The 21,200-nt window shown below is 55.2% G+C and carries 26 protein-coding genes and 1 pseudogene; 4 read left to right on the forward strand and 23 right to left on the reverse strand.

Annotated features, from left to right (window positions below; translation table 11 throughout):
• Nucleotides 1-17: 17 nt before the first annotated feature.
• The 10 genes from ACNT1W_RS23830 to ACNT1W_RS23875 all read right to left on the reverse strand — a co-directional run bounded on the left by ACNT1W_RS23830 (nucleotide 18) and on the right by ACNT1W_RS23875 (nucleotide 8,846).
• Nucleotides 18-1,934 carry a BglG family transcription antiterminator gene (locus tag ACNT1W_RS23830; RefSeq protein WP_419246241.1) on the reverse strand — a complete coding sequence of 639 codons (1,917 nt, stop codon included), beginning with the start codon at nucleotides 1,932-1,934 and terminating at the stop codon, nucleotides 18-20.
• A 51-nt stretch (nucleotides 1,935-1,985) separates the two neighbouring features.
• Nucleotides 1,986-3,200: a lactonase family protein gene (locus tag ACNT1W_RS23835; RefSeq protein WP_419246242.1), complete on the reverse strand. Its 1,215-nt coding sequence runs from the start codon at nucleotides 3,198-3,200 to the stop codon at nucleotides 1,986-1,988.
• Between the two features lie 92 nt (nucleotides 3,201-3,292).
• Nucleotides 3,293-4,033 carry a 2-dehydro-3-deoxy-phosphogluconate aldolase gene (gene dagF / locus ACNT1W_RS23840; RefSeq protein ID WP_419246243.1) on the reverse strand — a complete coding sequence of 247 codons (741 nt, stop codon included), beginning with the start codon at nucleotides 4,031-4,033 and terminating at the stop codon, nucleotides 3,293-3,295.
• Nucleotides 4,030-5,148 carry a DgaE family pyridoxal phosphate-dependent ammonia lyase gene (locus ACNT1W_RS23845; protein ID WP_012147070.1) on the reverse strand — a complete coding sequence of 373 codons (1,119 nt, stop codon included), beginning with the start codon at nucleotides 5,146-5,148 and terminating at the stop codon, nucleotides 4,030-4,032. The genes dagF and ACNT1W_RS23845 overlap by 4 nt, the downstream gene beginning before the upstream one ends.
• A complete protein-coding gene (locus tag ACNT1W_RS23850; protein ID WP_261435159.1) occupies nucleotides 5,132-6,271 on the reverse strand; it encodes an amidohydrolase/deacetylase family metallohydrolase in 1,140 nt (379 codons plus the stop codon). The genes ACNT1W_RS23845 and ACNT1W_RS23850 overlap by 17 nt, the downstream gene beginning before the upstream one ends.
• A 62-nt stretch (nucleotides 6,272-6,333) precedes the next feature.
• Nucleotides 6,334-6,984 (reverse strand): DUF4310 family protein, encoded by a 651-nt coding sequence (locus tag ACNT1W_RS23855; protein ID WP_017894152.1) that lies wholly within the window; start codon nucleotides 6,982-6,984, stop codon nucleotides 6,334-6,336.
• 11 nt (nucleotides 6,985-6,995) lie between these two features.
• Nucleotides 6,996-7,772, reverse strand: coding sequence for a DUF4311 domain-containing protein (locus ACNT1W_RS23860; RefSeq protein ID WP_012147073.1), 777 nt, complete (start codon nucleotides 7,770-7,772; stop codon nucleotides 6,996-6,998).
• 30 nt (nucleotides 7,773-7,802) lie between these two features.
• On the reverse strand, nucleotides 7,803-8,099 hold the full coding sequence (locus ACNT1W_RS23865) for a DUF4312 family protein (RefSeq protein ID WP_012147074.1): 297 nt from the start codon (nucleotides 8,097-8,099) through the stop codon (nucleotides 7,803-7,805).
• Entirely contained in the window at nucleotides 8,099-8,464 is a 366-nt protein-coding gene (locus tag ACNT1W_RS23870; RefSeq protein WP_012147075.1) for a glycine-rich SFCGS family protein, read from the reverse strand. Before ACNT1W_RS23870 ends, ACNT1W_RS23865 begins: the two co-directional genes overlap by 1 nt.
• Nucleotides 8,465-8,498: 34 nt before the next feature.
• Complete coding sequence (locus ACNT1W_RS23875) at nucleotides 8,499-8,846, reverse strand: glycine dehydrogenase (protein WP_017894154.1); 348 nt, start codon at nucleotides 8,844-8,846, stop codon at nucleotides 8,499-8,501.
• A 423-nt stretch (nucleotides 8,847-9,269) separates the two neighbouring features.
• On the opposite strand from ACNT1W_RS23875, the gene rnk reads away from it, so the two are divergent.
• Complete coding sequence (gene rnk, locus ACNT1W_RS23880; RefSeq protein WP_012147077.1) at nucleotides 9,270-9,680, forward strand: nucleoside diphosphate kinase regulator; 411 nt, start codon at nucleotides 9,270-9,272, stop codon at nucleotides 9,678-9,680.
• Between the two features lie 57 nt (nucleotides 9,681-9,737).
• Here the strand turns inward: rnk and cybC are convergent, their stop codons facing one another.
• From cybC to ACNT1W_RS23900, 4 genes are all read right to left on the reverse strand, one after another.
• The gene (gene cybC / locus ACNT1W_RS23885) at nucleotides 9,738-10,124 is read right to left on the reverse strand and encodes a cytochrome b562 (protein ID WP_012147078.1); all 387 of its coding nucleotides are present in this window, start codon (nucleotides 10,122-10,124) and stop codon (nucleotides 9,738-9,740) included.
• 151 nt (nucleotides 10,125-10,275) lie between these two features.
• Nucleotides 10,276-11,616 (reverse strand): metalloprotease PmbA, encoded by a 1,341-nt coding sequence (gene pmbA, locus ACNT1W_RS23890; protein ID WP_419246244.1) that lies wholly within the window; start codon nucleotides 11,614-11,616, stop codon nucleotides 10,276-10,278.
• Between the two features lie 175 nt (nucleotides 11,617-11,791).
• Complete coding sequence (locus ACNT1W_RS23895; protein WP_012147080.1) at nucleotides 11,792-12,130, reverse strand: helix-turn-helix domain-containing protein; 339 nt, start codon at nucleotides 12,128-12,130, stop codon at nucleotides 11,792-11,794.
• A complete protein-coding gene (locus ACNT1W_RS23900) occupies nucleotides 12,127-12,477 on the reverse strand; it encodes a type II toxin-antitoxin system RelE/ParE family toxin (protein WP_012147081.1) in 351 nt (116 codons plus the stop codon). Before ACNT1W_RS23900 ends, ACNT1W_RS23895 begins: the two co-directional genes overlap by 4 nt.
• Nucleotides 12,478-12,664: 187 nt before the next feature.
• Between ACNT1W_RS23900 and yjgA the strand changes: the two genes are divergently transcribed.
• On the forward strand, nucleotides 12,665-13,213 hold the full coding sequence (yjgA, locus tag ACNT1W_RS23905) for a ribosome biogenesis factor YjgA (RefSeq protein ID WP_012147082.1): 549 nt from the start codon (nucleotides 12,665-12,667) through the stop codon (nucleotides 13,211-13,213).
• Between the two features lie 30 nt (nucleotides 13,214-13,243).
• On the opposite strand, the gene ACNT1W_RS23910 is transcribed toward yjgA, so the two are convergent.
• The 5 genes from ACNT1W_RS23910 to aaeX form a co-directional block, all read right to left on the reverse strand.
• The gene (locus tag ACNT1W_RS23910; protein WP_259190342.1) at nucleotides 13,244-13,543 is read right to left on the reverse strand and encodes a barstar family protein; all 300 of its coding nucleotides are present in this window, start codon (nucleotides 13,541-13,543) and stop codon (nucleotides 13,244-13,246) included.
• Nucleotides 13,544-13,548: 5 nt separating this feature from the next.
• Nucleotides 13,549-13,998, reverse strand: coding sequence for a ribonuclease (locus ACNT1W_RS23915; RefSeq protein WP_112362643.1), 450 nt, complete (start codon nucleotides 13,996-13,998; stop codon nucleotides 13,549-13,551).
• A 243-nt stretch (nucleotides 13,999-14,241) separates the two neighbouring features.
• Nucleotides 14,242-16,209, reverse strand: a complete 1,968-nt coding sequence (gene aaeB / locus ACNT1W_RS23920; RefSeq protein ID WP_112362642.1) for a p-hydroxybenzoic acid efflux pump subunit AaeB — start codon at nucleotides 16,207-16,209, stop codon at nucleotides 14,242-14,244.
• Complete coding sequence (aaeA, locus tag ACNT1W_RS23925) at nucleotides 16,209-17,144, reverse strand: p-hydroxybenzoic acid efflux pump subunit AaeA (protein WP_012147086.1); 936 nt, start codon at nucleotides 17,142-17,144, stop codon at nucleotides 16,209-16,211. The genes aaeB and aaeA overlap by 1 nt, the downstream gene beginning before the upstream one ends.
• A gap of 7 nt (nucleotides 17,145-17,151) precedes the next feature.
• A complete protein-coding gene (gene aaeX, locus ACNT1W_RS23930) occupies nucleotides 17,152-17,355 on the reverse strand; it encodes a p-hydroxybenzoic acid efflux pump operon protein AaeX (RefSeq protein ID WP_012147087.1) in 204 nt (67 codons plus the stop codon).
• 308 nt (nucleotides 17,356-17,663) lie between these two features.
• Here aaeX and aaeR point away from each other — a divergent pair, with 308 nt between their 5' ends.
• Nucleotides 17,664-18,575 carry an HTH-type transcriptional activator AaeR gene (aaeR, locus tag ACNT1W_RS23935; RefSeq protein ID WP_012147088.1) on the forward strand — a complete coding sequence of 304 codons (912 nt, stop codon included), beginning with the start codon at nucleotides 17,664-17,666 and terminating at the stop codon, nucleotides 18,573-18,575.
• Here the strand turns inward: aaeR and ACNT1W_RS23940 are convergent.
• Nucleotides 18,538-18,915: a hypothetical protein gene (locus ACNT1W_RS23940; RefSeq protein WP_419246245.1), complete on the reverse strand. Its 378-nt coding sequence runs from the start codon at nucleotides 18,913-18,915 to the stop codon at nucleotides 18,538-18,540. The two genes, aaeR and ACNT1W_RS23940, sit on opposite strands and share 38 nt — an antisense overlap.
• 2 nt (nucleotides 18,916-18,917) lie before the next feature.
• Nucleotides 18,918-19,199: a zinc ribbon domain-containing protein gene (locus ACNT1W_RS23945; protein WP_012147090.1), complete on the reverse strand. Its 282-nt coding sequence runs from the start codon at nucleotides 19,197-19,199 to the stop codon at nucleotides 18,918-18,920.
• A gap of 208 nt (nucleotides 19,200-19,407) precedes the next feature.
• Between ACNT1W_RS23945 and ACNT1W_RS23950 the strand changes: the two genes are divergently transcribed.
• Nucleotides 19,408-20,352, forward strand: a complete 945-nt coding sequence (locus tag ACNT1W_RS23950) for a nucleoside hydrolase (protein ID WP_261132965.1) — start codon at nucleotides 19,408-19,410, stop codon at nucleotides 20,350-20,352.
• Between the two features lie 270 nt (nucleotides 20,353-20,622).
• Here ACNT1W_RS23950 and ACNT1W_RS23955 read toward each other — a convergent pair.
• Both ACNT1W_RS23955 and ACNT1W_RS23960 read right to left on the reverse strand, forming a co-directional pair.
• A pseudogene (locus tag ACNT1W_RS23955) lies at nucleotides 20,623-20,775 on the reverse strand (adhesin); the annotation flags it as partial.
• Between the two features lie 117 nt (nucleotides 20,776-20,892).
• Nucleotides 20,893-21,198, reverse strand: a complete 306-nt coding sequence (locus tag ACNT1W_RS23960; RefSeq protein ID WP_261409360.1) for a hypothetical protein — start codon at nucleotides 21,196-21,198, stop codon at nucleotides 20,893-20,895.
• Nucleotides 21,199-21,200 lie beyond the last annotated feature (2 nt).

The raw sequence follows: 21,200 nt of genomic DNA on the forward strand, positions 1-21,200 counted from the left end.
ACACATCATTCCTGCAGCTAGATCCTACTTAAACAGTCCAGCGCCACCGCCTTGAAGCTGTCGAAATTATCACTGCCCAACAGGCGACTCATCGAACGTTCGCGCACAAAGGTGACGAACAGATCGTAGATTGCCATCGCCTCTTCGTAATCGCTCTTGCTGATCGCCAGCAGGAAAATCACGTGGGCAATTTCACCTTCACCCCAGGGCACCCCCTGTGGCGCCAGCAGCGTCACCACGACGGTTTTTTTCGCCAGCAACCCCAGCGAGTGCGGCAGCGCGATCCCTTCACCCAGCAGGGTAGAAACAATCGCCTCGCGCTCTACCACTGAAGGGTAAAAATCTTCGCCAACATAGCCTTCTTGCTCAAGCTGGCGGCACACCTGCTGGAATAATTCCGCCTGGGTCAGCGGTTCATTGACCAACATAAAATGCTCGGCGTCGAAGAACTTCTCCAGCATATAGGGCTTGGTACGATCCACCAGCACCAGTTTGCCGAGCTGTTCGAGCTGGTATTCGGTCGGGAACGGCGACATCACCACCACCGGCTTGTTCTTTTCGCTAACCCGCGCATTGGAAATAACGAAGTCTTCGTCGATATGGCTGAGCACCTCGTAATCTCGCAGTGAAACGATGCGCGTCATCACCAGTTGCGGGTATTTGCGTGCGATCTGCGCCTGGATCATCCGCACCGTCGAGTTACCGGTATCGCACACCAGCATCACCTGCGGGTGTCGCTCATAGCCGATGTTGTAATGCCGCTCCAGCCCAACGCCAATGTGCAGTACCAGATAACCGATCTCGTTTTCACTCAGGGTGTAGGGCGTGTATTTCCCCCAGCTGGAGACCGCGGCCAGCGTCACGTCATAGGCCATTGGGTAGTGCTGTTTAATGTTCGCCAGCAGCGGGTTGGGGATATTAATCTGGTATTTCACCCGGGTGATCATGGTCTTGATATGGGTCAGCAGATCGGCACGCAGCTGCTTGTCACCCTGCAGATTGTAGTTATAGTGCGCGTTGATATACGACAGAATGTAATCCACCAGCGCTTCTTCATCGTCGGCGTTGATCTCGGTAGGTTGCACCTCCTGCACCCGCCGCGCAGCAATGTTCACCCGCAGGTAGGCCTCTTCCGCTATCGATATCTCTTTGCCACTGGCTTTACGCAGTTCCCCGGCCAGCCAGGTCGAAACCTTGCGCACCGCGTCATCCCCGTCCTCAACGTCAAAGTCCGGCAGCGGATAACCATCGGTAATGCGTTGCAGCGCGACTGCACAATAGAAAATCAGATACTGCTCACCTTCGTCCGTCAAACGAATGGCATATTGCGACAGCAACGGATGCAGCAAACCGGCAAAGGTCGTCACCTGCGGTTGACGCAGGATCTCATTGTTGAGCAGTGGATTTTCGGCATCGGCCAGATGCAGCTGGAATAACAGATCGGTCAGACAGGCGCGGATCGCCATCTCCGAACCAAACAGCTTCATGCCGTAGCGCGGTTTGGTTTCAATGGTCAATTGGTAGTGCGCCAGACGCTCTCTTACCTCAGCCATGTCGTTTTGCAGCGTGCCACGGCTGACAAACCATTCATCGGCTAAATCTTCAAGTTTCAGAGAAAAGGCTGAGGTCAGAAAACGAATCAGCAAATAGTGCACCCGTTCCTGCGCGCTGCGTGGCGTGGCGTGTTTTTTACGTTCCTGATGTTGCAGGGCGCTAAACAGTACGACGTCATCGACCTGCAGGCGATAACCCGCCCCACGGCTATGCACAAAGTGGGCACCATAGTTTTCCAGAATATCGTTCAGCGCGGTGATGTCGGCGCGCACGGTTCGGGTGGAAACAGCAAAGCGCTTCGCCAGCTCTTCCTGTGGCAAAGTCTCTGACTGCAAAGCATCAAACAGATAGGCCAAACGCGGGTAGGGAAATCGCACCATTCTCTTTCCGTCAATTAAGGTGCCCGCCTGGGGAATCAGGCGGGCAACGGGTTACTTCGCCACCGGCAAGAACACCATTTGCGAGGGGCTGCCCACCGGCGTATAGCCTTCAACAAAGCTGAGTTTGCCGCTGACCTTATCCACGCCAAAGCGGGTGACGTTATCGCTGCGTTGGTTCATGGCATACAGATAATGGCCATCCGGGCTTAGCGTCAGGGAGCGTGGATAATCGCCACGCGTCCAGGTTTCCGCCACCGCGTGCAACTCGCCATCGCTGCCGACGCTGAACTGCGCGATGCTGTTATGTAGCCGGTTGGCAACATACAGATTTTTGCCGTCTGCGCTCAGAACCAGCCCGGCGGCAAAGTTGGTACCCTTATAATCGGCAGGCAACGAAGAAACGACATGTAACTGTTTCAATGTCCCTTTTTGGCTGTCGAAACGGTAGCTGGTCAGCGTCGAGGCCTCTTCATTCACCAGCAGCACAGTTTTGCCGTCCGGATGGAAGACAAAGTGACGTGGGCCGGCACCAGCAGAAGATGCGGCGATCCACGGCGGATCGTTCGGCGTCAGCTGGCCACTGGCATCGTCAAAGCGCCACTGGTAGATCCGATCCAGCCCCAGATCGGTAGAAAACACAAACTTGCCGCTCGGATCGCTGGCGATCATATGCGCATGCGGCCCATTGTGATCGCTGATGGCAAAACTGCCTTCTACCGCGCCTTCCGGCTTACCGGCACCTGCAGGCCCTTGCTGTTGCTGCACCGAGCTGGCGTTGCCCAGTTTACCGTCACTCTCCAGCGGGAAGGCCGCCACGGTGCCACTGACGTAGTTCGCTACCAGCAGATAACGGCCATTGGGCGTCGGAGAAAGATAAACCGGCCCCGCGCCTTGTGAATCGACCTGATTAAGCTGCGTCAGGCTGCCATCGGACGGATTGATATGGTAGGCAATAATGCCGCCGTGCCTGGTGCCGTTAAAGTCCGCCACTTCGCTGGCGACATACAACGTCTGGCCTTTGGCATCCACGGTTAGCTGTGCCGGATTGGCCTGCTTGCTGACCAGCGTTCTGGCGCTCAACGCACCGCTGGCCGAGTCAACCTGCACCCGGTAAACGCCTCCACCGTTGGGATTGTAAGTACCGATATAAGCAAAATGAGATGACGTAGATTTCATTGCATCCTCAGCATGCAGCACCGGGCTGGTCATCGCCAGTAACGCCAGAGTTAACGCGGTGCGTAGGGTTGGTGACTGCCAGTTTCGCATAGTTATCCTTATGATAGATAGCGGCGCGGAATGCCCGCGCCTGTGAATACAAAGCCTGTCGCCTCCCTGCCTTACGTCATCCGATAATGCGTTTACCCGACCAGTTTTTTGGTGATGGCCAGCAGGGTTTTAACGTCCTGCGGGCGAGTGTTGCCCGTGGCGGAATCGATGATGGAACTGTAGATATGTGGGATCACCCGTTTCACACCCGCAGCCAGTGCGATCTCGACGATCGGCTCGAAGTTTTCCAGATCGATGCCGCCGGTCGGCTCCAGCATAAAGTCATGTTCGGCGCAGGCCTGGGCCACATACTGGTATTCTTCTTTGCATGCCAGCCCACCCATCGGGAAATACTTGATTGAGCTGCCGCCCATGTCTTTTAACAGGGCAATGGCGGTTTCTACCGGCACAATGCCGTCCGGTGCCGCTGCACTCAGCGGGCCGGTTGAGATTTTCACCCAGCCAACGCGGCCGGTAGGCGACACCAGGCCATTGACCACGCTGTCATTTTGGCCCAGCAGCGCACGGCTGGCACCGACACCGGTAAACACCTGGTTTACGTGCTGTGGCTGCACCTGTTGAGAAATCAGGCTGACCATCGCCGATTGTTTCGGATCCCCCGCGCCCAGCCCCACCGACAGCGCATTTTCAATCAGTTGCGCATAGCGCTGCATGTCTGCCACCGCACTGTCGACGTCCGGGTAGTTCTTAGACAGAACGCCCACCAGCACATGCCCTTCCGCCGCCGAATAAATATCCTGCGCATTGTCTTTCGAGCCGGCCAATACGTTGAGGCACACCCGATCGCGATAGTAGTTGGGTTGCAGCTTCATGCTTGTTTCTCCGTGAACAGATTTTTAATACAGGTGAAGACGGTCATCAGCTGTTGCTGATCAACGCTGCGCACATCCACTTCAATCTTGCCTTCGTTAGCCTTATAGCCACGGAAGTAGATGGCGATGGCGCCGGTTTTCAGCGCCTGCACGATGTCGTAGGTCGAACGCCCGAGTACCGCTTCGTCAAAGGTGATCTCTGCCCGTGCAATATCACGGCCGGCACTGTCCCAGACGGTTTTGGCGCTGATGCCGGTCAGGGTGTTCAGGCTGTCGATAAACGGCGTCATTCTTTCCACCATTTGCTGGCCAGTGGTTTTCTCCAACGTCAGATAGCTTTCGATCGCCTGCGTCAGGCCGAGGATGCCCTCTTTACCCACTTTCATCGCCCGGCCGATGCCGCCGGATTGCAGCTTCACCCACTCGACGTATTGCTTCTTGCCGATCACCAACCCGCTGGTTGGGCCTTCAATGGCTTTGGCGCCGCTGTAAATCACCAGGTCGGCCCCCATCTGGTAGTAGCACAGCAGATCTTCTTCCGCGGCGGCATCGACGATCAGCGGCAGGTTATGTTTACGTGCCACCACCACCGCCTGTTCAACGGAAAGAATGCTTTTCTGCACGCAGTGGTGCGACTTGATATAGAGAATGGCGGCAGTCTGCGGCGTGATGCAGGCTTCGAGCTGCTCGGCAGAGCACTCGTTGGCATAACCCGCCTCGACTACTTTGCCGCCACCCAGCGCGACCATGGTGTCGACCGGCGCGCCGAAGTTGACGTTATGGCCACGCGGCAACACGATTTCCCGCGGTACGGTAATCGGCGCAGAGTGCAAATTCACCAGCAGGTTGGCGTTGTCTTTAACGATCAATGCCGCTACCGACTGGGCGATACCTGCCGAGGCGCAGGAAACGATCACCGCATCTTCGACATTCAACAGATTGGCGATATAGGCCCCGGTCTTGTCGACCAGATCCTTGATTTCAAAATAGTGATTCAGGCCGTAGTCAACCGCGTCAATGACGTCCTGACGCGGTGTGGACACGCCAAGCATGGTCATGCGACCTGAAGTATTAATAACTTGTTTTAAATTATATTTTTCATAAATCGAAGACATGAGCGGCTTTCCCTTCATCGGTTAATAAGATTTCCCCGGCCACCACCGCGGCCAGCGGAACCAGCAACTGTTGGCCGGCTCCCGATTGCCCTTCTGAATCGGCAAACACCTGCGGCCCCTGGCGGAGATCAAACAGGGTGAAATCGGCGTCGCAACCCACTTCGAGCCGGCCCTTGTTGACCAGACGTAGGGCCGACGCGGCATTCTCAGTCACGCAGGCAATCACCTGCGGCAGCGACAGCCCGATGCCGAAGAATTTGGACATCACCGTCGCCAGGCTGTGTACCGGCCCGGCCATGCGGTTACGGCAGTAAATATCGGAACTGATGGTATGTGGCAAAATGCCCAAGGCTATCGCCTGCCGGGCGACCTCAAAGCTGAAGCTGGCGGTGCCATGGCCAACGTCGAGCAACACACCGCGCTGCAACGCACGCTGGATAGACTCGCGCAGCGTGCCGGCCGGGGTCAGGATGCGGTTTGGTTTACCGTTATAGCAGTGGGTGATGATATCGCCACGGGTCAGCAGATCGGCGATCTCATCGAGATCCGGCGGGTTATTGCCGATATGCACCATCAGCGGCAACAGGTTATTTTCCTGCTGGATCTCTTTGGCGAGCACCAGCGGCCGGGTGCCGTTCTGGCCGACCACGCTGCTGCTCATGCGCGCCTTGATACCGATGACAAAACCGGCATGTTTGTCGATCGCCTGGCTGACTTTCTGCTTGTCGATATCGGTCAGGTCTGCCAGTTCATTCTGTCGCAGCAGACCGATACGCGAAATATTCAGGAAAGCAAAAACGTTGGTTTTGGCACGGCGCGTCAATGCATAAAACGTATCGACATCGTCAGTGCCGGTGCTACCGGCATCGACCACCGTGGTGACGCCACAGGCGGTGCCAACCAAATCCGGCTCGTCATGGTAAATCGGCGAAGAGGGGTAACAATGCACGTGGGAGTCAATCCAGCCGGCGCTCAGGTGGTGATTACCCGCCAGATCCCATTGCCGATGAGCGCGAACGTCTTCAGCCAGTTGCCCGACCGCGGCAATCTTGCCGTCCAGGACCGCCAAATCGACCAGTCGGTCATCCGCCAGTCTGGCGCGTCTGATTACTAAGTCATACATACTGCATTACTCCTTTTCAAGCAGGGGAGCGGCGCGCCGCTCCCCAACAATCACTGTCGCATTTAAGCGATGGCTACCGGGAAAATAGCCCCTAACAGCATCGCCCCGAGGATCGCCCCGCCGGTGATTGGCTTATTCCAGATATAGAACAGCAGTGCGCCGAGCAGTGAACCAATGCCAATCGGAATCGAGGCGGTCATCGCCGACAGGATGATCAACGGCCCCAGGAAACGACCGGAGGAGTTACCAGCCCCCATCATCACGTCCGCCCCGTAGGTGGAGTTGCTCTGGTTGATGGTAAATTTACGCGCCAGAATGATCAGGTAGCCAATCGCCAAACCAATCACCAGGCCGGTTACCAGCGAGGCGGCAAAGTTGGCTACCGGGAAGATAATGCCGGCCCCGAGCAGCAGTGCCGGCACTCCCAGGCCGACACCGGTCTGGATTGCACCGCCGATGTCCAGGATCCCCACCAGTGAGCCTTCGATAATGCGCGCAAACAGGAAGCTGGCACCGAATGCCGCCACCGCGCCATAAACGCCGGTATCCATTCCGGCCCGCAGCATGGAAACGAAGGCCACTTCGTTAAAGGCACCGATGCCGTACAGGTAGTACATGTGCGTCCCGGCGAACACGCCGGACGAGAGCAGGCCGACAAAAATCGGGAATGACCAGTCGGCATACCAGAAGCCTTTTTGGGTTTGTTCTTCCATCATCCAGCTCCTTATTTACCGCTCAGGGTATTGTGAATGGCATCCAGCCAGCCCGGCACGCCGAGGCTGAAGGATTCGAGGACTTTCATGTCGAAGCCGCGGAAGAAACCGCTCAGCACGAACAACAGCACGATCACCGCCATCATGATCTTGGTGATTTTGTTCCAGCCGCTCTCTTCCACGCCTTTACCAATCAGGATGCCCAACACCAGACCCGGTACGGCGTTGCCCATAATCAGCTGCGCCAGGCCGCCGAAGATGGTGCCCCAGAAACCGGAACGACGCCCGGCGTCGATCGCCGCCAACCAGAAGATCACCGGCATCACGGTGTTCACCAGCAGGTTAGCGGCCGGCACCAACACTTTAATCGCCGTGACCTGCAGCGCAGCAGGCACCGCGGAGGCGGTAGTATTGAGGAAAGCCACCACCAGCATGCCGATAATGCCGCAGGCGATAGCCATTTTTTTCGGGTCGTGCAGCGTTTGCGCCAGGTTGCGGTTTTTGACCATCAACGCTGCCGCTCCCCAGTGTGGGATGATGCGGTGGTCAACGTCCTGCGTGAAGGCCCCGGCCGCCACGGAAGACGCCCAGGCGTTAAAGAAGAAGCCCAGACCGAATGAGAAGTGGGAAGCCGGATCGCCCTCGCAGGAGTTCAGCTCGCCCAAGGTACGGAAAGCGCCCATGCCCTGGGTGGTTGGGGCATGGAACATGCGTGCGGCGCCGGCCCCTACGCCAACCCCCACCAGTCCGCCGATAATAAGCGACTTAAATAAGATGATTAAAAACATCAGTATACCCTTTGATTTATGCTAACGTTTTTATTTCGCGACGAAGACAACTTTTTCTGTATTGATGATTGTCACGTTCACGGTTATTTCCAGAGATACGGAATAGTTCTTTCTTTCCCGCGGCAGAAAGAAGAACAGAAACTTTTCTTTTGTTATTTTCTCTTCCGCTCTTAATACGCTGACATCCTGCGGTTCAATACGCAGCAGAATATTACTGGTGGATTTTAATACCGCGCCCTGCACATTGGCCAAGGCGGAAGCAAAAGCTTTCGCTTTGCTGTCGCCCTTACCCTCAACCTTTACCGACGTTGTATATTGCTCTTTCATTACGGATTGCCGTGTTTTTTAACGTAGGCTTCAACCAGCCTCTGGCCCAGCTCTTCTTTATCCATAAAACCGAAACCTAATACGGTGCAGCCTTCGTTAATTGCCGTCACGCCTTCATCAATCGAGCGCATGCCGTATTTGGCTTTATAACCGTATTTGGTTTGAGCGGTAATTGCCCCTGCACCGCCGCTGCCGCAGAAAGAAATACCCAGCTGCGCGCCTTCCGCTTTCATCACGTCGCCCAGCTTCATGTCTGCCGCTACGCCTGGGATCACGATGGCTTTTCCGCCTGCATTTTCAATGCCCTGACCCACTTTCTGACCTTTACCCAAACGATCGCCAATCACTACGGTAATCTGACCCATGGTATTTCTCCTGATTAAATTAATTCGTTAACTGCTATTGGTTATTATCTTTTGCCACTTCAAAATGGACGGACAGCAAATAAGCCTCTTCGATCGGTAAAGTGGCAAACTGCCCCACTACCCGCTCGGCCATTTGCATTGATTCCGCCGAAATTTCATCAAACAGTGATTTATCGACTTCCGGTAATGGCTCGCCGGTTATTGATCGCAGCACCATGGCACGAATATGCGACTCCAGCATCTGTTGCTGTACCGCGTTGGTATAAATACCCTCTGCGCTTAGCATCTCGGTAATACCTGCCAGCACCTGTTCGGTGATTGTCCCGGCTACGCTGATATCGGGTTGCTCACTATTTTCTATCGCAACAGATCCATCATTCACTTTTCAGTACCCCTAGATCCAAACATGACTCGGTCAATTGCACGGCATCACCTGAATAACCCGCTTTCTCTGATGCCTTTACCCTAACCCCGGGAAGATTTTCTGTGTAGCCTGTTTTTTTCCAGTTGGAAGTGGAAATTCAGTGACCGTCAGGGATCCATTTCGCAAAATAAGCATTTGCCAGATAATTCAATTAAATTACAAAAAGATAACGCCACAAACTGTTTCCAGTTCGCCCGGCGACGGTGAAAAGCTTCGTGATCGGGATCTCTTTCTTTTCCCCGCTTAACCGCCTACTATCGGTAAGACAATTCGACATCAACAACACCCCCGCTCCTCTGGCGCGGGGGTGTTGCTTTTGTGCTGTTTTTCCGAATTTATGGGCGCGTAACCTGACGCCCTTTGATTTGACTGGAGAGTGGAATGACCAAACCAACCATTACTATTAATGAGCTGGATGCGGAGCGCCTGGATGCGCTATTGGCACAACCGGCCTTTGCCAACACCGATGTCGCCACCGCGCTGAACATCGAGCTGGATCGCGCCGAAATTCTGCCGCCGTCCCAGATCCCAGCCAACGTGGTGACCATGAACAGCCGCGTGCGTTTCCGCGATCTGCATACTGCAGAAGAACACGTGCGGACGCTGGTTTACCCGGCTTCGCTGAAGGACAGCCACGAACAGCTTTCGGTAATGGCACCTTTGGGCGCAGCGCTGCTGGGTATGCACGTAGGTAACCAGATTACCTGGCAGTTGCCGAATGGTGAAGAAGCGCGTATCGAAGTGCTGGAACTGTTGTACCAGCCGGAAGCGGCGGGTGAATACCACCGCTAAGCGGTTATCAGGGCGGTACCCTGCCGCCCTTTCTGTGTCCTGCCTGTCCGAAAAAACTTAGCGGAATTTCTTGTGGTTGGCGTCGCGGGTTTGCTTGAAACCCTGGGCGACCTGTTTGGCTTCGGCCAGCTTGCCCTGATTAGCCAACGCCAGCGACTGATCGATCTGGCCGATCAGCGTATCCAGCCCGTGGTGGAAATCTTTTATCTCTGGGCTATCGTTGGCTTTGTCTTCCATTTTTGGCGGCTTGCTTTGCTTGGCATCCACTGCCGCAGCACGCATATTCTGCAAGCTTTGTTTGAGGGTATCGGTGGAGTCGGTGCTCAGCACCTTTTTGTAATTGCCTGCGATGGTATCCATATCGTCGGCCAGATCGGCCGCGACCGCCAGTGAACTGGCACCCAGCAGTGCCAACGCCAACAGCGCTTTCAGTTTGTTCGACATGCTTGCTCACCTTCCAGTTATAGTTTTATTTGACCCAGGCTAACCATAGGCAAGAGGGCTGAAAACCGAAACCGAAGATTTGTAAGCAAGGTTAAAACGGGGAAGGGGGAGTGATGCGGCTGGCAACCTGAGCGGCCAGCCGTAAGCAGATTTACTGACCGGCGATTTTCATGTCCGGCAACAACACGGAACCACACTGGATGTTGCTGCGAGTTTCAATATCGCTGCCCACGCTGACGATATTGCGCAGCATATCTTTCAGGTTGCCGGCGATGGTGATCTCGCTGACCGGATATTGGATCTCGCCATTTTCCACCCAGAAACCAGCCGCGCCGCGTGAGTAGTCACCGGTAATACCGCTGACGCCCTGCCCCATCAGTTCGGTGACCACCAGACCGGTCCCCAACTGTTTCAACATGCCGGAAAAATCATTACCCTGACCGGCAATACGCCAGTTATGGATGCCGCCCGCATGGCCGGTGCTGTGCATGCCGAGCTTACGCGCCGCATAGCTGGTCATCAGCCAGGTTTGCAGCACGCCGTCTTTGACAATGTCGCGCCGTTGGGTACGCACGCCTTCGCTGTCGAACGGCGTGGAAGCCAGCCCCTTCAGCAGATGCGGGTGCTCTTCGATGGTCAGCCACTCCGGCAAGATTTGTTTGCCCAGCGAATCCAACAGGAAGGTCGATTTACGGTAAACGCTGCTGCCGCTGATGGCGCCAACCAGATGGCCGAACAGACCGGTCGCCACTTCAGAAGCAAACAGCACCGGAGCGGTCATGGTCGACAGCTTGCGCGGTGCCAGGCGTGACAAGGTGCGACGGGCACATTCCTGTCCCACCCATTCAGGACTTTCCAGATCGCCCATCGCACGCCCGATGGTATAGGCGTAATCACGCTCCATATCACCACCTTGCTCGGCGATCACACAGCTCGACAATGAATGTCGGCTGGAACAATAGCTTTGCAGCATGCCGTGACTGTTGCCGAACACCTTGATGCCATAGTGGCTGTTAAAACTGCCGCCTTCGGTATTGGTGATGCGCTTGTCCGCCGCCAGGGATGCCTGTTCGGCGCGGGCAGCCAGCTCGATACCGCGATCGGCGTCCAGCTCTGCCGGGTGGAACAGATCCAGGTCCGGCGCGTCAAACGCCAGCAGGTCTTTCTCCGCCGGGCCGGCATGGGGATCCACTGAGGTATAACGGGCAATGTCCAGCGCCGCCTGCACGGTGCGGGCAATAGCGTCCGGGCTGAGATCGGTTGATGAAGCGCTGCCTTTACGTTGCTGGTGATAGACGGTAATACCCAACGCACCATCGCTGTTGAATTCAACGTTTTCCACCTCGCCAAAGCGGGTGCTGACGCTGATACCGGTAGATTTGGTCACGGCAACTTCTGCCGCATCGGAACCGGCGCGCGCCAGTTCCAAAGCCTGTGAAACGGCCTGTTCCAGCGCCTTGCGCTGCTGTGCAACTTGAGTGACTACTTTCATCAATCTGCCATACTTAATCAGAAAATCGTTGAGAAAAGTGCCGTGGCGGCGTGGTTGCGCGTGGAGTCACGCGCAAAAATCATGAGATTTATACTTTTGAGTCTAACAGGAACCGCGTGGAATTTCGCATAAAGCAATTGCGGGGCATAGAAAGGACACTAAATCGGTGAGTTTGTCACTCAATCACCAACTTTACTGATTTGCCTATATTGGCGAGCATATTGATCAGTGCATCGAGAGTAAATTTGTCTGTTTTCTGATTTACCACGTCAGACACGCGTGGTCTGGAAGTATGCAAATGACGTGCGGCCTCTTCTTGACGATACCCTTCCCCTTCTATCCAGGCACTTATCTCTCCCATCAGCTGTTTTTTAAGCGCAATGAGGTGTTCAATCTCGGCGTTGGATTGCGCCTGTAATTGCCCTGCCTCATCGGGGGCAAACCCAAGATCAGCAAATACGTTGCCGCCTCGTGGCGTGACATGCCGGGAATGGGTATCAATTGGCTTGGTCATTTCTTCTTACCCCGCTCTTCTATCACCGCGTCATATCGCGTTTTGATAATCTGAATATCGTGCCGACTGGTTTTAGCTGTCTTCTTTTGAAAACTGTGCAAAACATAAATAACTTCTTTGAACTTAGCCACGTAAATCACTCTGAATGCACCAGCAAGTGCATATAAGCGGATTTCACAAACACCCGCACCGCACCCACTCATGGGTTTCCAACTGCCAGGTTCGACGCCTCTTTGTACTTTGCTCAATTCAAACCCGGCAGCCTTTCGCGCGTCGGTCGGAAACGCTAATAGATCCACCAACGAGGATCCACGCCAGTCAATGGCCTTTTCACTCTCATCATCCATGAGCACCGCCTCCATTTGTATAAAATTTTATACCTACATGCTGATAAAAACAACAAATCAAAATTGCTGTCCGCTAATAAGGACGATTTTTCGTCGCATCGGCAGCTATACTCAATCTGCTCTGGTGCGTAATTGGCGGGTTGCTGGACAACCTGTTAGGATTAGCCTCTTTTTAACGGAGCCTACCATGAACAAACAGCCTGAAGACTGGCTCGACGATGTCCCGGAGAACATTGACGAGGAAGATGACGAGATTATCTGGGTCAGTAAAAGTGAAATTAAACGTGATGCCGAAGCGCTAAAAGACCTGGGTGTTGAACTGGTCGAGCTGGGTAAGAACGCGCTGGAACGCATCCCGCTGGATGAAGATTTGCGCGCTGCGATTGATCTGGCGCAGAAAATCAAAAAAGAAGGTCGCCGCCGTCAGCTGCAACTGATTGGCAAGATGTTGCGCGCCCGCGACGTAGAGCCGATTCAGACCGCGCTCGACAAGCTGAAGAACCGCCATAACCAACAGGTTTCGCTGTTCCACAAGCTGGAAGCATTACGTGACCGCCTGGTAGAAGAAGGTGATGACGCGATCCCGCCAATTTTGGCGCTGTATCCGGAAGCCGATCGCCAGCAACTGCGCTCACTGGTGCGTAACGCACAGAAAGAGAAAGCCGCTAACAAGCCGCCGAAAGCTTACCGTCAAATCTTCCAGTACCTGCGCGATCTGGCCGAGACCGCCGAATGATCGCCGCCGTCACCACGGGATGAACCCAGTTCATCCCCGGTGATGTGCAGGTTCACCGCTGCTTTCACGAATATTGAAACGCAGGCTGCCTTCCAGCTCTTCCTCCGCCTCTTCGAACAACAGGATTATCGCGCCAAAGCGACGTTTACTGCGGGCATTGAGATGGGTAAATTCTATCTCCACCGGCAAACCGATGTCCACCGTCACCACGTCCCACAGCGCATCCAGATTGGCACCAAACTCCTCATCCAGCGCAAACTTTTGCGCGAAGTCGCGGTAAAAAGCCGGCAAATCGTTAATCTGATTAAAATCGAACTCTACTTTTGCCATCAAGCTCACTCCACCCGAATGAAGTTTTTATAATGGTCACGCGTGACAAAAATCAGGCCGTCGCTGGAATACAGCAAACGATCGGCGCCGCGCCGGCCGCATTGATAATTGATATCCGCCTCACGCCATACCCGACTGCGGGCCGTGGGCAGTTGCCCTTCACGGTTTGAGAAACGATCGCCGCCAATCGCTTTGCCCGGCAACACCGAACACAGATTGCCGTTACGTGCATCCCATCCCTGTTCACGCGCCTGCTTCTTGGTGATGTAATAGTCCGGCAGCCGCTGGTGCTGCTGCAGATAGCTCACCACCCTTTGCTGCTGCGTCAGTTGGTCAATACTCTGACCTTCGGCTACCGCCGGTACGTTGGCAATCACCCGATCGTTACTGCGCATTGCAGTAAAGCCGGCTATCACAACGGCGATAACGATCGCCACGAGGATCCGCTTATTCATTGCTGTCCCTGATTTATGGCCGACAGGGGCGCATCAACACCCATGCTGGTTGGATTTATAGATGAAAAGGATGAAGCAGAGATGACTGGCATGTAACGTTTTCACTTCAGGGAAAGCGCGCCGAACAACCTGCATCACCCGTTCAAGCTAATCATGCCATTTTGCAGCCGGTCAGGCACTCAGTGCAACTCTGAAACGGGGCTATCTCAGGCAAGTATAGCCCCGGCAAGAAAATTTGAGGTATCAGTCAATCAGGGCGTGACGATAGCGATACAGCATGTCGGCCAGACGTTTTACCGGCCCGGTAACGCTGAGCGGGGCCTGATAATCCACCAGCTTCTGCTGATAATCGTTCATTTCACTCAACAGCCGATCGTAATAATAAGCACGTTTTACCTCGTTCTTCGCCGAGACCATGTGGTCGGCGGTACTGCGGATCTGCTTATGGAAAGCCGAAAGCTCCTCGCTAACCGGGATCTCAGCCCGCTGCATACGCTGGTGAGCGATAATCAGGTTCAGCGCCAATCGGTACTTGGCAATATCGTTCGGGAACATCATCAGCAGCTGATTCAACTGCTGATACAGCGCCGGCAGGTGGTTTTGCTGACGGCGTGCGGCCTTGGTAGTCAGCGCCGATACCGCGCTGCCGACAAACTGGTTCAGCAAGGTGCGACCGGTACGTTCACGCGAGTTATCGCGGATCAGCAGCAGCACCATCAGGCCCACACAGCTGCCGAGGAACTGGCCAAGCGCACCATCGAGGAACTGCGTGACGTTGAACTCCATCGGGTTGCTCAGTACCAGAATATTGATGGTCCCCGCCAACAGGCCAAGCGAGCCCAACCGTCGTTTCTGCACTTCGATACCGATGAAAAACGCCAGCAGGCCCAGACTGAGGCACAGCAGTAAAATACTTTGCTGAGTCGCCGGCAGGATCACCATAAAGTACAGTGAGCCGACCGGGATCGCCGCCAGCATGCCCAGTATAAAGTCCATCGCCACCATGCGCGGTGCCGGGGTGCGCATCGCCAGGGAGGTGATCACCGCAATGATCACCATAAAGCCGCTGCCGGAGGTCCAGCCGGTCCACAGCCACAGCAGGCTGCCAAAGGCCGTCGCCACAAAGGTGCGCAGACCATTAATCATTGCGTGGTGTCTTTCCGCCGAGGTCGGTTTAACCACCACCTCACTGCTCAACACCCCTTCTTCTACCGAACTGATACTGCTGTTGGTGTGTACGCCTTTGGCCAGCAGCAGGTAGCGAGTGGCCGCCCCCACCCAGCTGGTGATGGTCACTAATGTCTCGTCGGTACGGTTGGTGGTCAGCACCTGCCGCAACAACTTCATGCGTTTATGGATTTCCTGCGGCGTTTGGGCCGGAACCATCAGCAACTCGCGAACGTTTTCTTTCAGCGCATCCGGGTGGTTCAACAGGATTAAATAGGTCTCACAGGCCTGGGTAATCAACGTCAGCGAAAGCGTATGCAGCGCCAGAATGCGGCGATTCGCCTTTTGCCAGCGTGATGACTCCATCATCAGGTTGCTGCGCATGCCGTTCAGCGCTGTGGTGCTCTTCACCAAATTGCTCCAGGCGCGGTCGATATCTTCTTTCTCGGCATTGCTGATGCACATCTGCATCAACAGGTACTGATCCACCAGCAGTTTATCCACCGCCCGGTCGATATCCTGTTTGATTGAACGCGGCGAGAACAGCAAGTCTGCCAGCACGGCGCTGACGATCCCCAGCACGATCTCGCTGCAGCGCTCAATAGCAAACTGCGGCGCTTCCAGCAGATGCGCTTCGCTGCTGGCAACGGTGACAATAATGATTAGCGCGGTATAACCCGCCAGGCCCCAGGCATAGGAGTTTTCAACTTTAACCAGAGAGGAAATCCAGGTGCAGAAGCCGGCCCAAATGCAGCACAGCAGCAACATCACCACCGGCGCACGCGCCGTAGTGACGATAATCGCTATGCCGACAAAGCAGCCGATGAATGTGCCGATAATACGCAGCCAACCGCGATGACGAATAGCACCGGAAAAAGGCTCGCCGCCCGCGGCAAAGGCCGTACCGGCGGCCACGATGGCGGCGGTCATCGCCGACCAGCGTGGGGTTTCCAGATTGAGATGGAAGCCGACGAACAGCGCAAACACCACCGCAAAGCTGAGCTTGAAGGCAAATCTCAGCCGAATAAAGGTTGGGTTATTCATTAACCGAACTCACGCAGCCGATGCATCAAACGCACAAAAGGCGAGCCGCTGTCGGTAGCGCGGTCATTCTTACCGGTGATCACCACGGTAGCGGTGGTGCCAGCCGGGTACGGGTGCAATTGGTCTTTGTCGTCCAGCAGGATTTTTACCGGCACGCGCTGCGCCAGACGCACCCACTCCAGGTTGCTGTCGATCGACGCCAACCCTTTGCTGTTCACGGTGCTGCTGCTGTTGTTGACGGCGGCGGCCACGCTATCGACGGTGCCGTGCATGATGCGGTTACTGCCCAGCGGAGTGATTTCCGCACGGTCGCCCTTGTTCAGGCCATTGAGCTTGGTTTCTTCCAGATAGGCCAGAATGTAGAAGCTGTTTTTCTTCACCAGCGCCACGGCGACTGAACCCCGGGTGATGTATTCGCCGGCGTGCACGTTCAGGTTGGTGATCCAGCCATCGGCCGGTGCGCGTACCGTAGTGCGTTCCAGATCCAATTTAGCCAGTTCACGGGTCGCTACAGCCTTCGCCAGCTGATGCTCTACGGTTTGCAATACGTTATTCGCCTGGTCGATCTCTTCCTGCGACATCGCCTGCACGCCGAGGCGCACACGGCGGCCGGCTTCACGTCTTTTTTCTGCCGCCAGCGTCTGGTAGTAGGCGACATCGGCATTGGCTTCCGCCAGGGCCTGTTGGTAGCGCGGCTGGTCAATCACCAGCAGCACCTGCCCTTTCTTCACCAGTTGGTTATCCACCAGAGGGACATCGGTCAACAGACCGGTGACGTCCGGGGCGATCGCCACCACGTCGGCGGTGAACTTGGCGTCACGCGTCCACGGGGATTCGGTGTAGAACACCCAGGCCTTGAATATGGCTATGATCCCCAGCAGGACCAGAATCAGAGTGATCGCGATTCGGGTTATTTTTATTGAAAAATTTTTCACAGCGACCTCAAACGAAAAGACAGGTAATCAGATAGAACAAACAGCAGTACAGCGCAGTATTAAACAGCGCTGGATGCCAGACAAAATCGTAAATCCCGGTGGGTTGCAGCAGGCGGCGCAGCAAAAAAAACAGCGCCAGCGAGAGCAGCAACTCAAAAAATATCGGGGGAAACGACAGTCCGAAAATGACCATAACCGGAAGCAAACTCATCAATTTTTCCTTATTGTTCACTGCACCGGGCGTTAAGAACTCTATCCATTCACATTCTCTTTACATTTTAGCTGACACGCACCACAAATTCAGGCCCAGACAGGTCAGGAACCTGAAATAAGAGTAAACTCTGGAGCGTACATCCGCGATAGGGACTGCGAGGATATCGGAGGGATCGGCCACTATGGCGCTGCCGATCGCACTCGCGCGTTAGTAAGGTCTTTTCACCCGACCTGTTTATATTAGCGTGCTTACTATCAAGTCATCAACAATCTGTGATCTAAATCACTTTTAAGCCAGAGTGAATAATGGAAAGACTAAAACGGATGTCGGTATTCGCCAAAGTGGTTGAATGCGGGTCATTTACTGCGGCAGCGCGCCAGTTGGATATGAGCGTTTCATCTATCAGCCAGACCGTCTCCAAACTGGAAAATGAGCTGCAGGTCAAGCTGCTCAACCGCAGCACGCGCAGCATTGGCCTGACGGAGGCCGGAAAAATCTATTATCAGGGCTGTCGCCGCATGCTGCTGGAAGTCAGCGAAGTGCATGAGCAGCTGTACGCGTTTAACAATACGCCGACCGGCACGCTGCGCATTGGTAGCTCATCCACCATGGCACAAAACGTGCTGGCAACCATGACCGCAGATATGCTCAAAGAGTACCCCGGCCTGACGGTGAACCTGGTAACCGGTATCCCGGCACCGGATCTGATCGCCGACGGGCTGGATGTAGTGATCCGCACCGGCGCGCTGCAGGATTCCAGCCTGTTCTCCAAACGCCTGGGTTCAATGCCGATGGTAGTGTGCGCCGCCAAAAGCTATCTCAGCCAACACGGCACGCCACTAAAACCAAGCGATATGGTCAATTTTTCCTGGCTGGAATACAGCGTGCGACCAGACAGCGAGTTCGAGCTGATCGCACCGGAAGGCATCAGCACGCGCATCTCGCCGCAGGGACGCTTCGTCACCAACGATTCACAGACCATGATCCGCTGGCTGAAAGCCGGGGCCGGTATCGCCTATGCACCGCTGATGTGGGTGATCGAGGAGATCAAACGCGGAGAGATCGAGATCCTGTTCAAAAACTACCATTCGGATCCTCGCCCGGTGTACGCAGTGTACACCGAGAAAGATAAGCTGCCGCTCAAGGTGCAGGTGTGCATCAATTACCTGACCGAGTACTTTAAGCGCGTGGGGGAAGTCTATCAGGGCTACCGCTGAGCAATATACGACGCGCCAAAGCGCCAAGCACCAGTATTGCCAGCATACCCAGCCCCCAGATTAACCAGACGGCGTACTTCGCCCAGGTGAGCAACAGTGGGAAAGACCCCGCCAGCCAGTTCCCCAGTTGCTGCAACTGCGGCAGCCAAGTGTCCAATAGCGCCTGTGGCACCAGGCTGAGCAAGCCGGTAAGCTGCGGTGCCAACTGTGCCGAACCGCTCTGCGCCAGCCCCGTTAACGCGGGCAACCAGCCCAATACGCCAGAAACGCCCCAGGCCAGCAGCGTCCATAACGCCATTACCGCCAACAGCACTGCCACACTCCATCCACGTTTTGTCATGGCTATCCCCCGTTAGCGGCCTTGCCGCATTGTTGGCAAAAACGGCTGCCCGGTGACAACGGCGCTGAACACCCGCTGCACTGTGCCGCCGCCGTCTCGAAAGGTTGTCCACAACGGTGGCAATAACGGGCACCGGGCTTGTTAGGTGCCTGACATTGCAGGCATTGTGGCCCCTGCTCGCCGTGCTGGTTATAGCGGTTACCATGGTGGCCACTGCGATACCCTGAGCGCTGGTGCCCACCGCCAAAATCGCCTTGTCCCAAGAGTTTTTTCAACAGGCTCATCGCGCTTCTCCTCTGTGCTTTATGCCAGGTTATAGAATAAAGCCTGGAGTAAACTCCAGGGTAAAGCGCGCCGAGGGGGATTTACGTTTAATTACATCGCTAAATCAGCAACGCTTTGATGTGGTTAGCAAAAAGCATTATCGGTCATTACCTCGCCCACCATCGGTGCGCTATGCTGCGGGGACCTCTCCCTGCATCAGGAATAACAATGAAAAAAATCATACTGGACTGCGACCCGGGACATGACGATGCGATCGCCATGCTGCTGGCCTGGGGCAACCCGCAGATCGATCTGCTAGCCGTGACCACCGTGGTGGGCAACCAAACGCTGGAGAAGGTCACCCGTAACGCGCTGGCCGTCGCACGCATCGCCAATATTACCGGCGTACCCTTTGCCGCCGGCTGCCCGCGCCCGTTGGTACGCCAGATAGAAGTCGCACCAGATATCCATGGCGAATCCGGCCTGGATGGCCCGGTATTACCGGAACCAACGCTGGCGCTGGAACCCTGCCACGCGGTTGATCTGATCATCGATACCATCATGGCTCACCCGCCGGGCAGCGTGACGCTGGTTCCGACCGGCGGCCTGACCAACATCGCCATGGCGGTGCGCAAAGAACCACGCATTGCCGAACGAGTGAAAGAAGTGGTGCTAATGGGCGGCGGCTACCACGTGGGCAACTGGAGCGCGGTGGCGGAATTTAATATCAAGATCGATCCGGAAGCCGCGCACATCGTGTTCAATGAAAAGTGGCCGCTGACCATGGTCGGGCTGGATCTGACCCATCAGGCGCTCGCCACGCCAGAAGTCTGTGCCCGCATCGCCGCTATCCAAACCGGACCAGCCAGGTTTGTCGGCGAACTGCTTGAGTTCTTTGGCAAGATGTATCAGCAGGCGCAAGGTTTTAGCGCCCCGCCGGTGCACGATCCTTGCGCGGTGGCCTATGTGATCGACCCCGAAGTGATGACGGTGCGTAAAGTCCCGGTGGATATCGAACTGACCGGCACCCTGACGCTGGGCATGACGGTAGCCGACTTCCGCGCCGCACCGCCGCCGGACTGCCACACTCAGGTGGCGGTGACGCTGGATCAGGATAAGTTTTGGGATTTGATAGTGGATGCGCTGGAGAGAATTGGGGAAGTGAAGGTTTAGGCTTCGGCTTGTAGGACAGGTAATAGTAAGGCGGTGGGCCGGGGGGTGTTTGGATAGCTGCCTGGCCTGGGTTTATCGAGGGGGATAAACTAGCGTTTTAGTAATGCAGTTAATTGCCCATCCAACTGGCTAAGGCAGTTATCCATATATTCCGTGGTGACCTGCTTCACCATCGCATAATCACTGGCTTGCCACTGCGCCAACGATGCCGTTCGCGGCGTTGGGCTGCACTTGAACTGGTCGACGGACCCCCGACCAATTCACCTCCGGGTTGTTCAACTGCGCGGCTATCGCACCCAGCATCGCATGCGCCATCGCGTTGGCGGCCACGTTGTCATCACCGATACGCGCTTTGATCTCTCTCGCCAGATACGGTGCCGCGCCGCTCGCCAATGCACCGGCAAGATTGTTCCCCGCCAGCGCCTACAGCGCCCAACAGGAGATCACCGCCGCACCCGGGGTGATCCGGTTGCAACTGCGAGAAGATGGGGGATTTAGGATCTGAGAGCAACCACCTCGGCCATCGGTCGAGGTGGTTCATTAAAACGGAGAAAATAAAATACTCTTATTATCGCGATCAGCCTGATCTATTAGTGCAATCACAGATAATAGGTAATCATGAACATCTTGCTCTGATGATTCATCTTTCATCAGGTTATTAATCTCCTTACGAAGATCTGCAAGTTGCTCATCACTAAAAAGCTCCATGTCACAGTTAGATAACTCAGATAACAATGGGTATTTACAGTGATCATCCCTGATTAAAAAACTTTCATTCCCCTGAAAGTCTTCCAATGAGGCAATACTTTCACCAATAACTTTATCCCATAAGTAAACAATAAACATAT

Source organism: Serratia sp. NFX21 (genome assembly GCF_048517035.1).
In the GTDB taxonomy this organism is placed as follows: Bacteria; Pseudomonadota; Gammaproteobacteria; order Enterobacterales; family Enterobacteriaceae; genus Serratia; species Serratia quinivorans.

What these genes read in the sequence shown, in the direction of transcription:
- ACNT1W_RS23850 (WP_261435159.1), bottom strand. Translation starts at nt 6,271, where the DNA reads ATGTATGACTTAGTAATCAGACGCGCCAGACTGGCGGATGACCGACTG.
- ACNT1W_RS23845 (WP_012147070.1), bottom strand. Translation starts at nt 5,148, where the DNA reads ATGTCTTCGATTTATGAAAAATATAATTTAAAACAAGTTATTAATACT.
- aaeR (WP_012147088.1), top strand. Translation starts at nt 17,664, where the DNA reads ATGGAAAGACTAAAACGGATGTCGGTATTCGCCAAAGTGGTTGAATGC.
- ACNT1W_RS23900 (WP_012147081.1), bottom strand. Translation starts at nt 12,477, where the DNA reads ATGGATGATGAGAGTGAAAAGGCCATTGACTGGCGTGGATCCTCGTTG.
- pmbA (WP_419246244.1), bottom strand. Translation starts at nt 11,616, where the DNA reads ATGAAAGTAGTCACTCAAGTTGCACAGCAGCGCAAGGCGCTGGAACAG.
- ACNT1W_RS23910 (WP_259190342.1), bottom strand. Translation starts at nt 13,543, where the DNA reads ATGGCAAAAGTAGAGTTCGATTTTAATCAGATTAACGATTTGCCGGCT.
- ACNT1W_RS23940 (WP_419246245.1), bottom strand. Translation starts at nt 18,915, where the DNA reads ATGACAAAACGTGGATGGAGTGTGGCAGTGCTGTTGGCGGTAATGGCG.
- ACNT1W_RS23915 (WP_112362643.1), bottom strand. Translation starts at nt 13,998, where the DNA reads ATGAATAAGCGGATCCTCGTGGCGATCGTTATCGCCGTTGTGATAGCC.
- cybC (WP_012147078.1), bottom strand. Translation starts at nt 10,124, where the DNA reads ATGTCGAACAAACTGAAAGCGCTGTTGGCGTTGGCACTGCTGGGTGCC.
- aaeB (WP_112362642.1), bottom strand. Translation starts at nt 16,209, where the DNA reads ATGAATAACCCAACCTTTATTCGGCTGAGATTTGCCTTCAAGCTCAGC.
- ACNT1W_RS23865 (WP_012147074.1), bottom strand. Translation starts at nt 8,099, where the DNA reads ATGAAAGAGCAATATACAACGTCGGTAAAGGTTGAGGGTAAGGGCGAC.
- ACNT1W_RS23830 (WP_419246241.1), bottom strand. Translation starts at nt 1,934, where the DNA reads ATGGTGCGATTTCCCTACCCGCGTTTGGCCTATCTGTTTGATGCTTTG.
- ACNT1W_RS23960 (WP_261409360.1), bottom strand. Translation starts at nt 21,198, where the DNA reads ATGTTTATTGTTTACTTATGGGATAAAGTTATTGGTGAAAGTATTGCC.
- aaeX (WP_012147087.1), bottom strand. Translation starts at nt 17,355, where the DNA reads ATGAGTTTGCTTCCGGTTATGGTCATTTTCGGACTGTCGTTTCCCCCG.
- rnk (WP_012147077.1), top strand. Translation starts at nt 9,270, where the DNA reads ATGACCAAACCAACCATTACTATTAATGAGCTGGATGCGGAGCGCCTG.
- ACNT1W_RS23870 (WP_012147075.1), bottom strand. Translation starts at nt 8,464, where the DNA reads ATGGGTCAGATTACCGTAGTGATTGGCGATCGTTTGGGTAAAGGTCAG.
- dagF (WP_419246243.1), bottom strand. Translation starts at nt 4,033, where the DNA reads ATGAAGCTGCAACCCAACTACTATCGCGATCGGGTGTGCCTCAACGTA.
- ACNT1W_RS23835 (WP_419246242.1), bottom strand. Translation starts at nt 3,200, where the DNA reads ATGCGAAACTGGCAGTCACCAACCCTACGCACCGCGTTAACTCTGGCG.
- ACNT1W_RS23895 (WP_012147080.1), bottom strand. Translation starts at nt 12,130, where the DNA reads ATGACCAAGCCAATTGATACCCATTCCCGGCATGTCACGCCACGAGGC.
- ACNT1W_RS23860 (WP_012147073.1), bottom strand. Translation starts at nt 7,772, where the DNA reads ATGTTTTTAATCATCTTATTTAAGTCGCTTATTATCGGCGGACTGGTG.
- ACNT1W_RS23945 (WP_012147090.1), bottom strand. Translation starts at nt 19,199, where the DNA reads ATGAGCCTGTTGAAAAAACTCTTGGGACAAGGCGATTTTGGCGGTGGG.
- yjgA (WP_012147082.1), top strand. Translation starts at nt 12,665, where the DNA reads ATGAACAAACAGCCTGAAGACTGGCTCGACGATGTCCCGGAGAACATT.
- ACNT1W_RS23855 (WP_017894152.1), bottom strand. Translation starts at nt 6,984, where the DNA reads ATGGAAGAACAAACCCAAAAAGGCTTCTGGTATGCCGACTGGTCATTC.
- ACNT1W_RS23950 (WP_261132965.1), top strand. Translation starts at nt 19,408, where the DNA reads ATGAAAAAAATCATACTGGACTGCGACCCGGGACATGACGATGCGATC.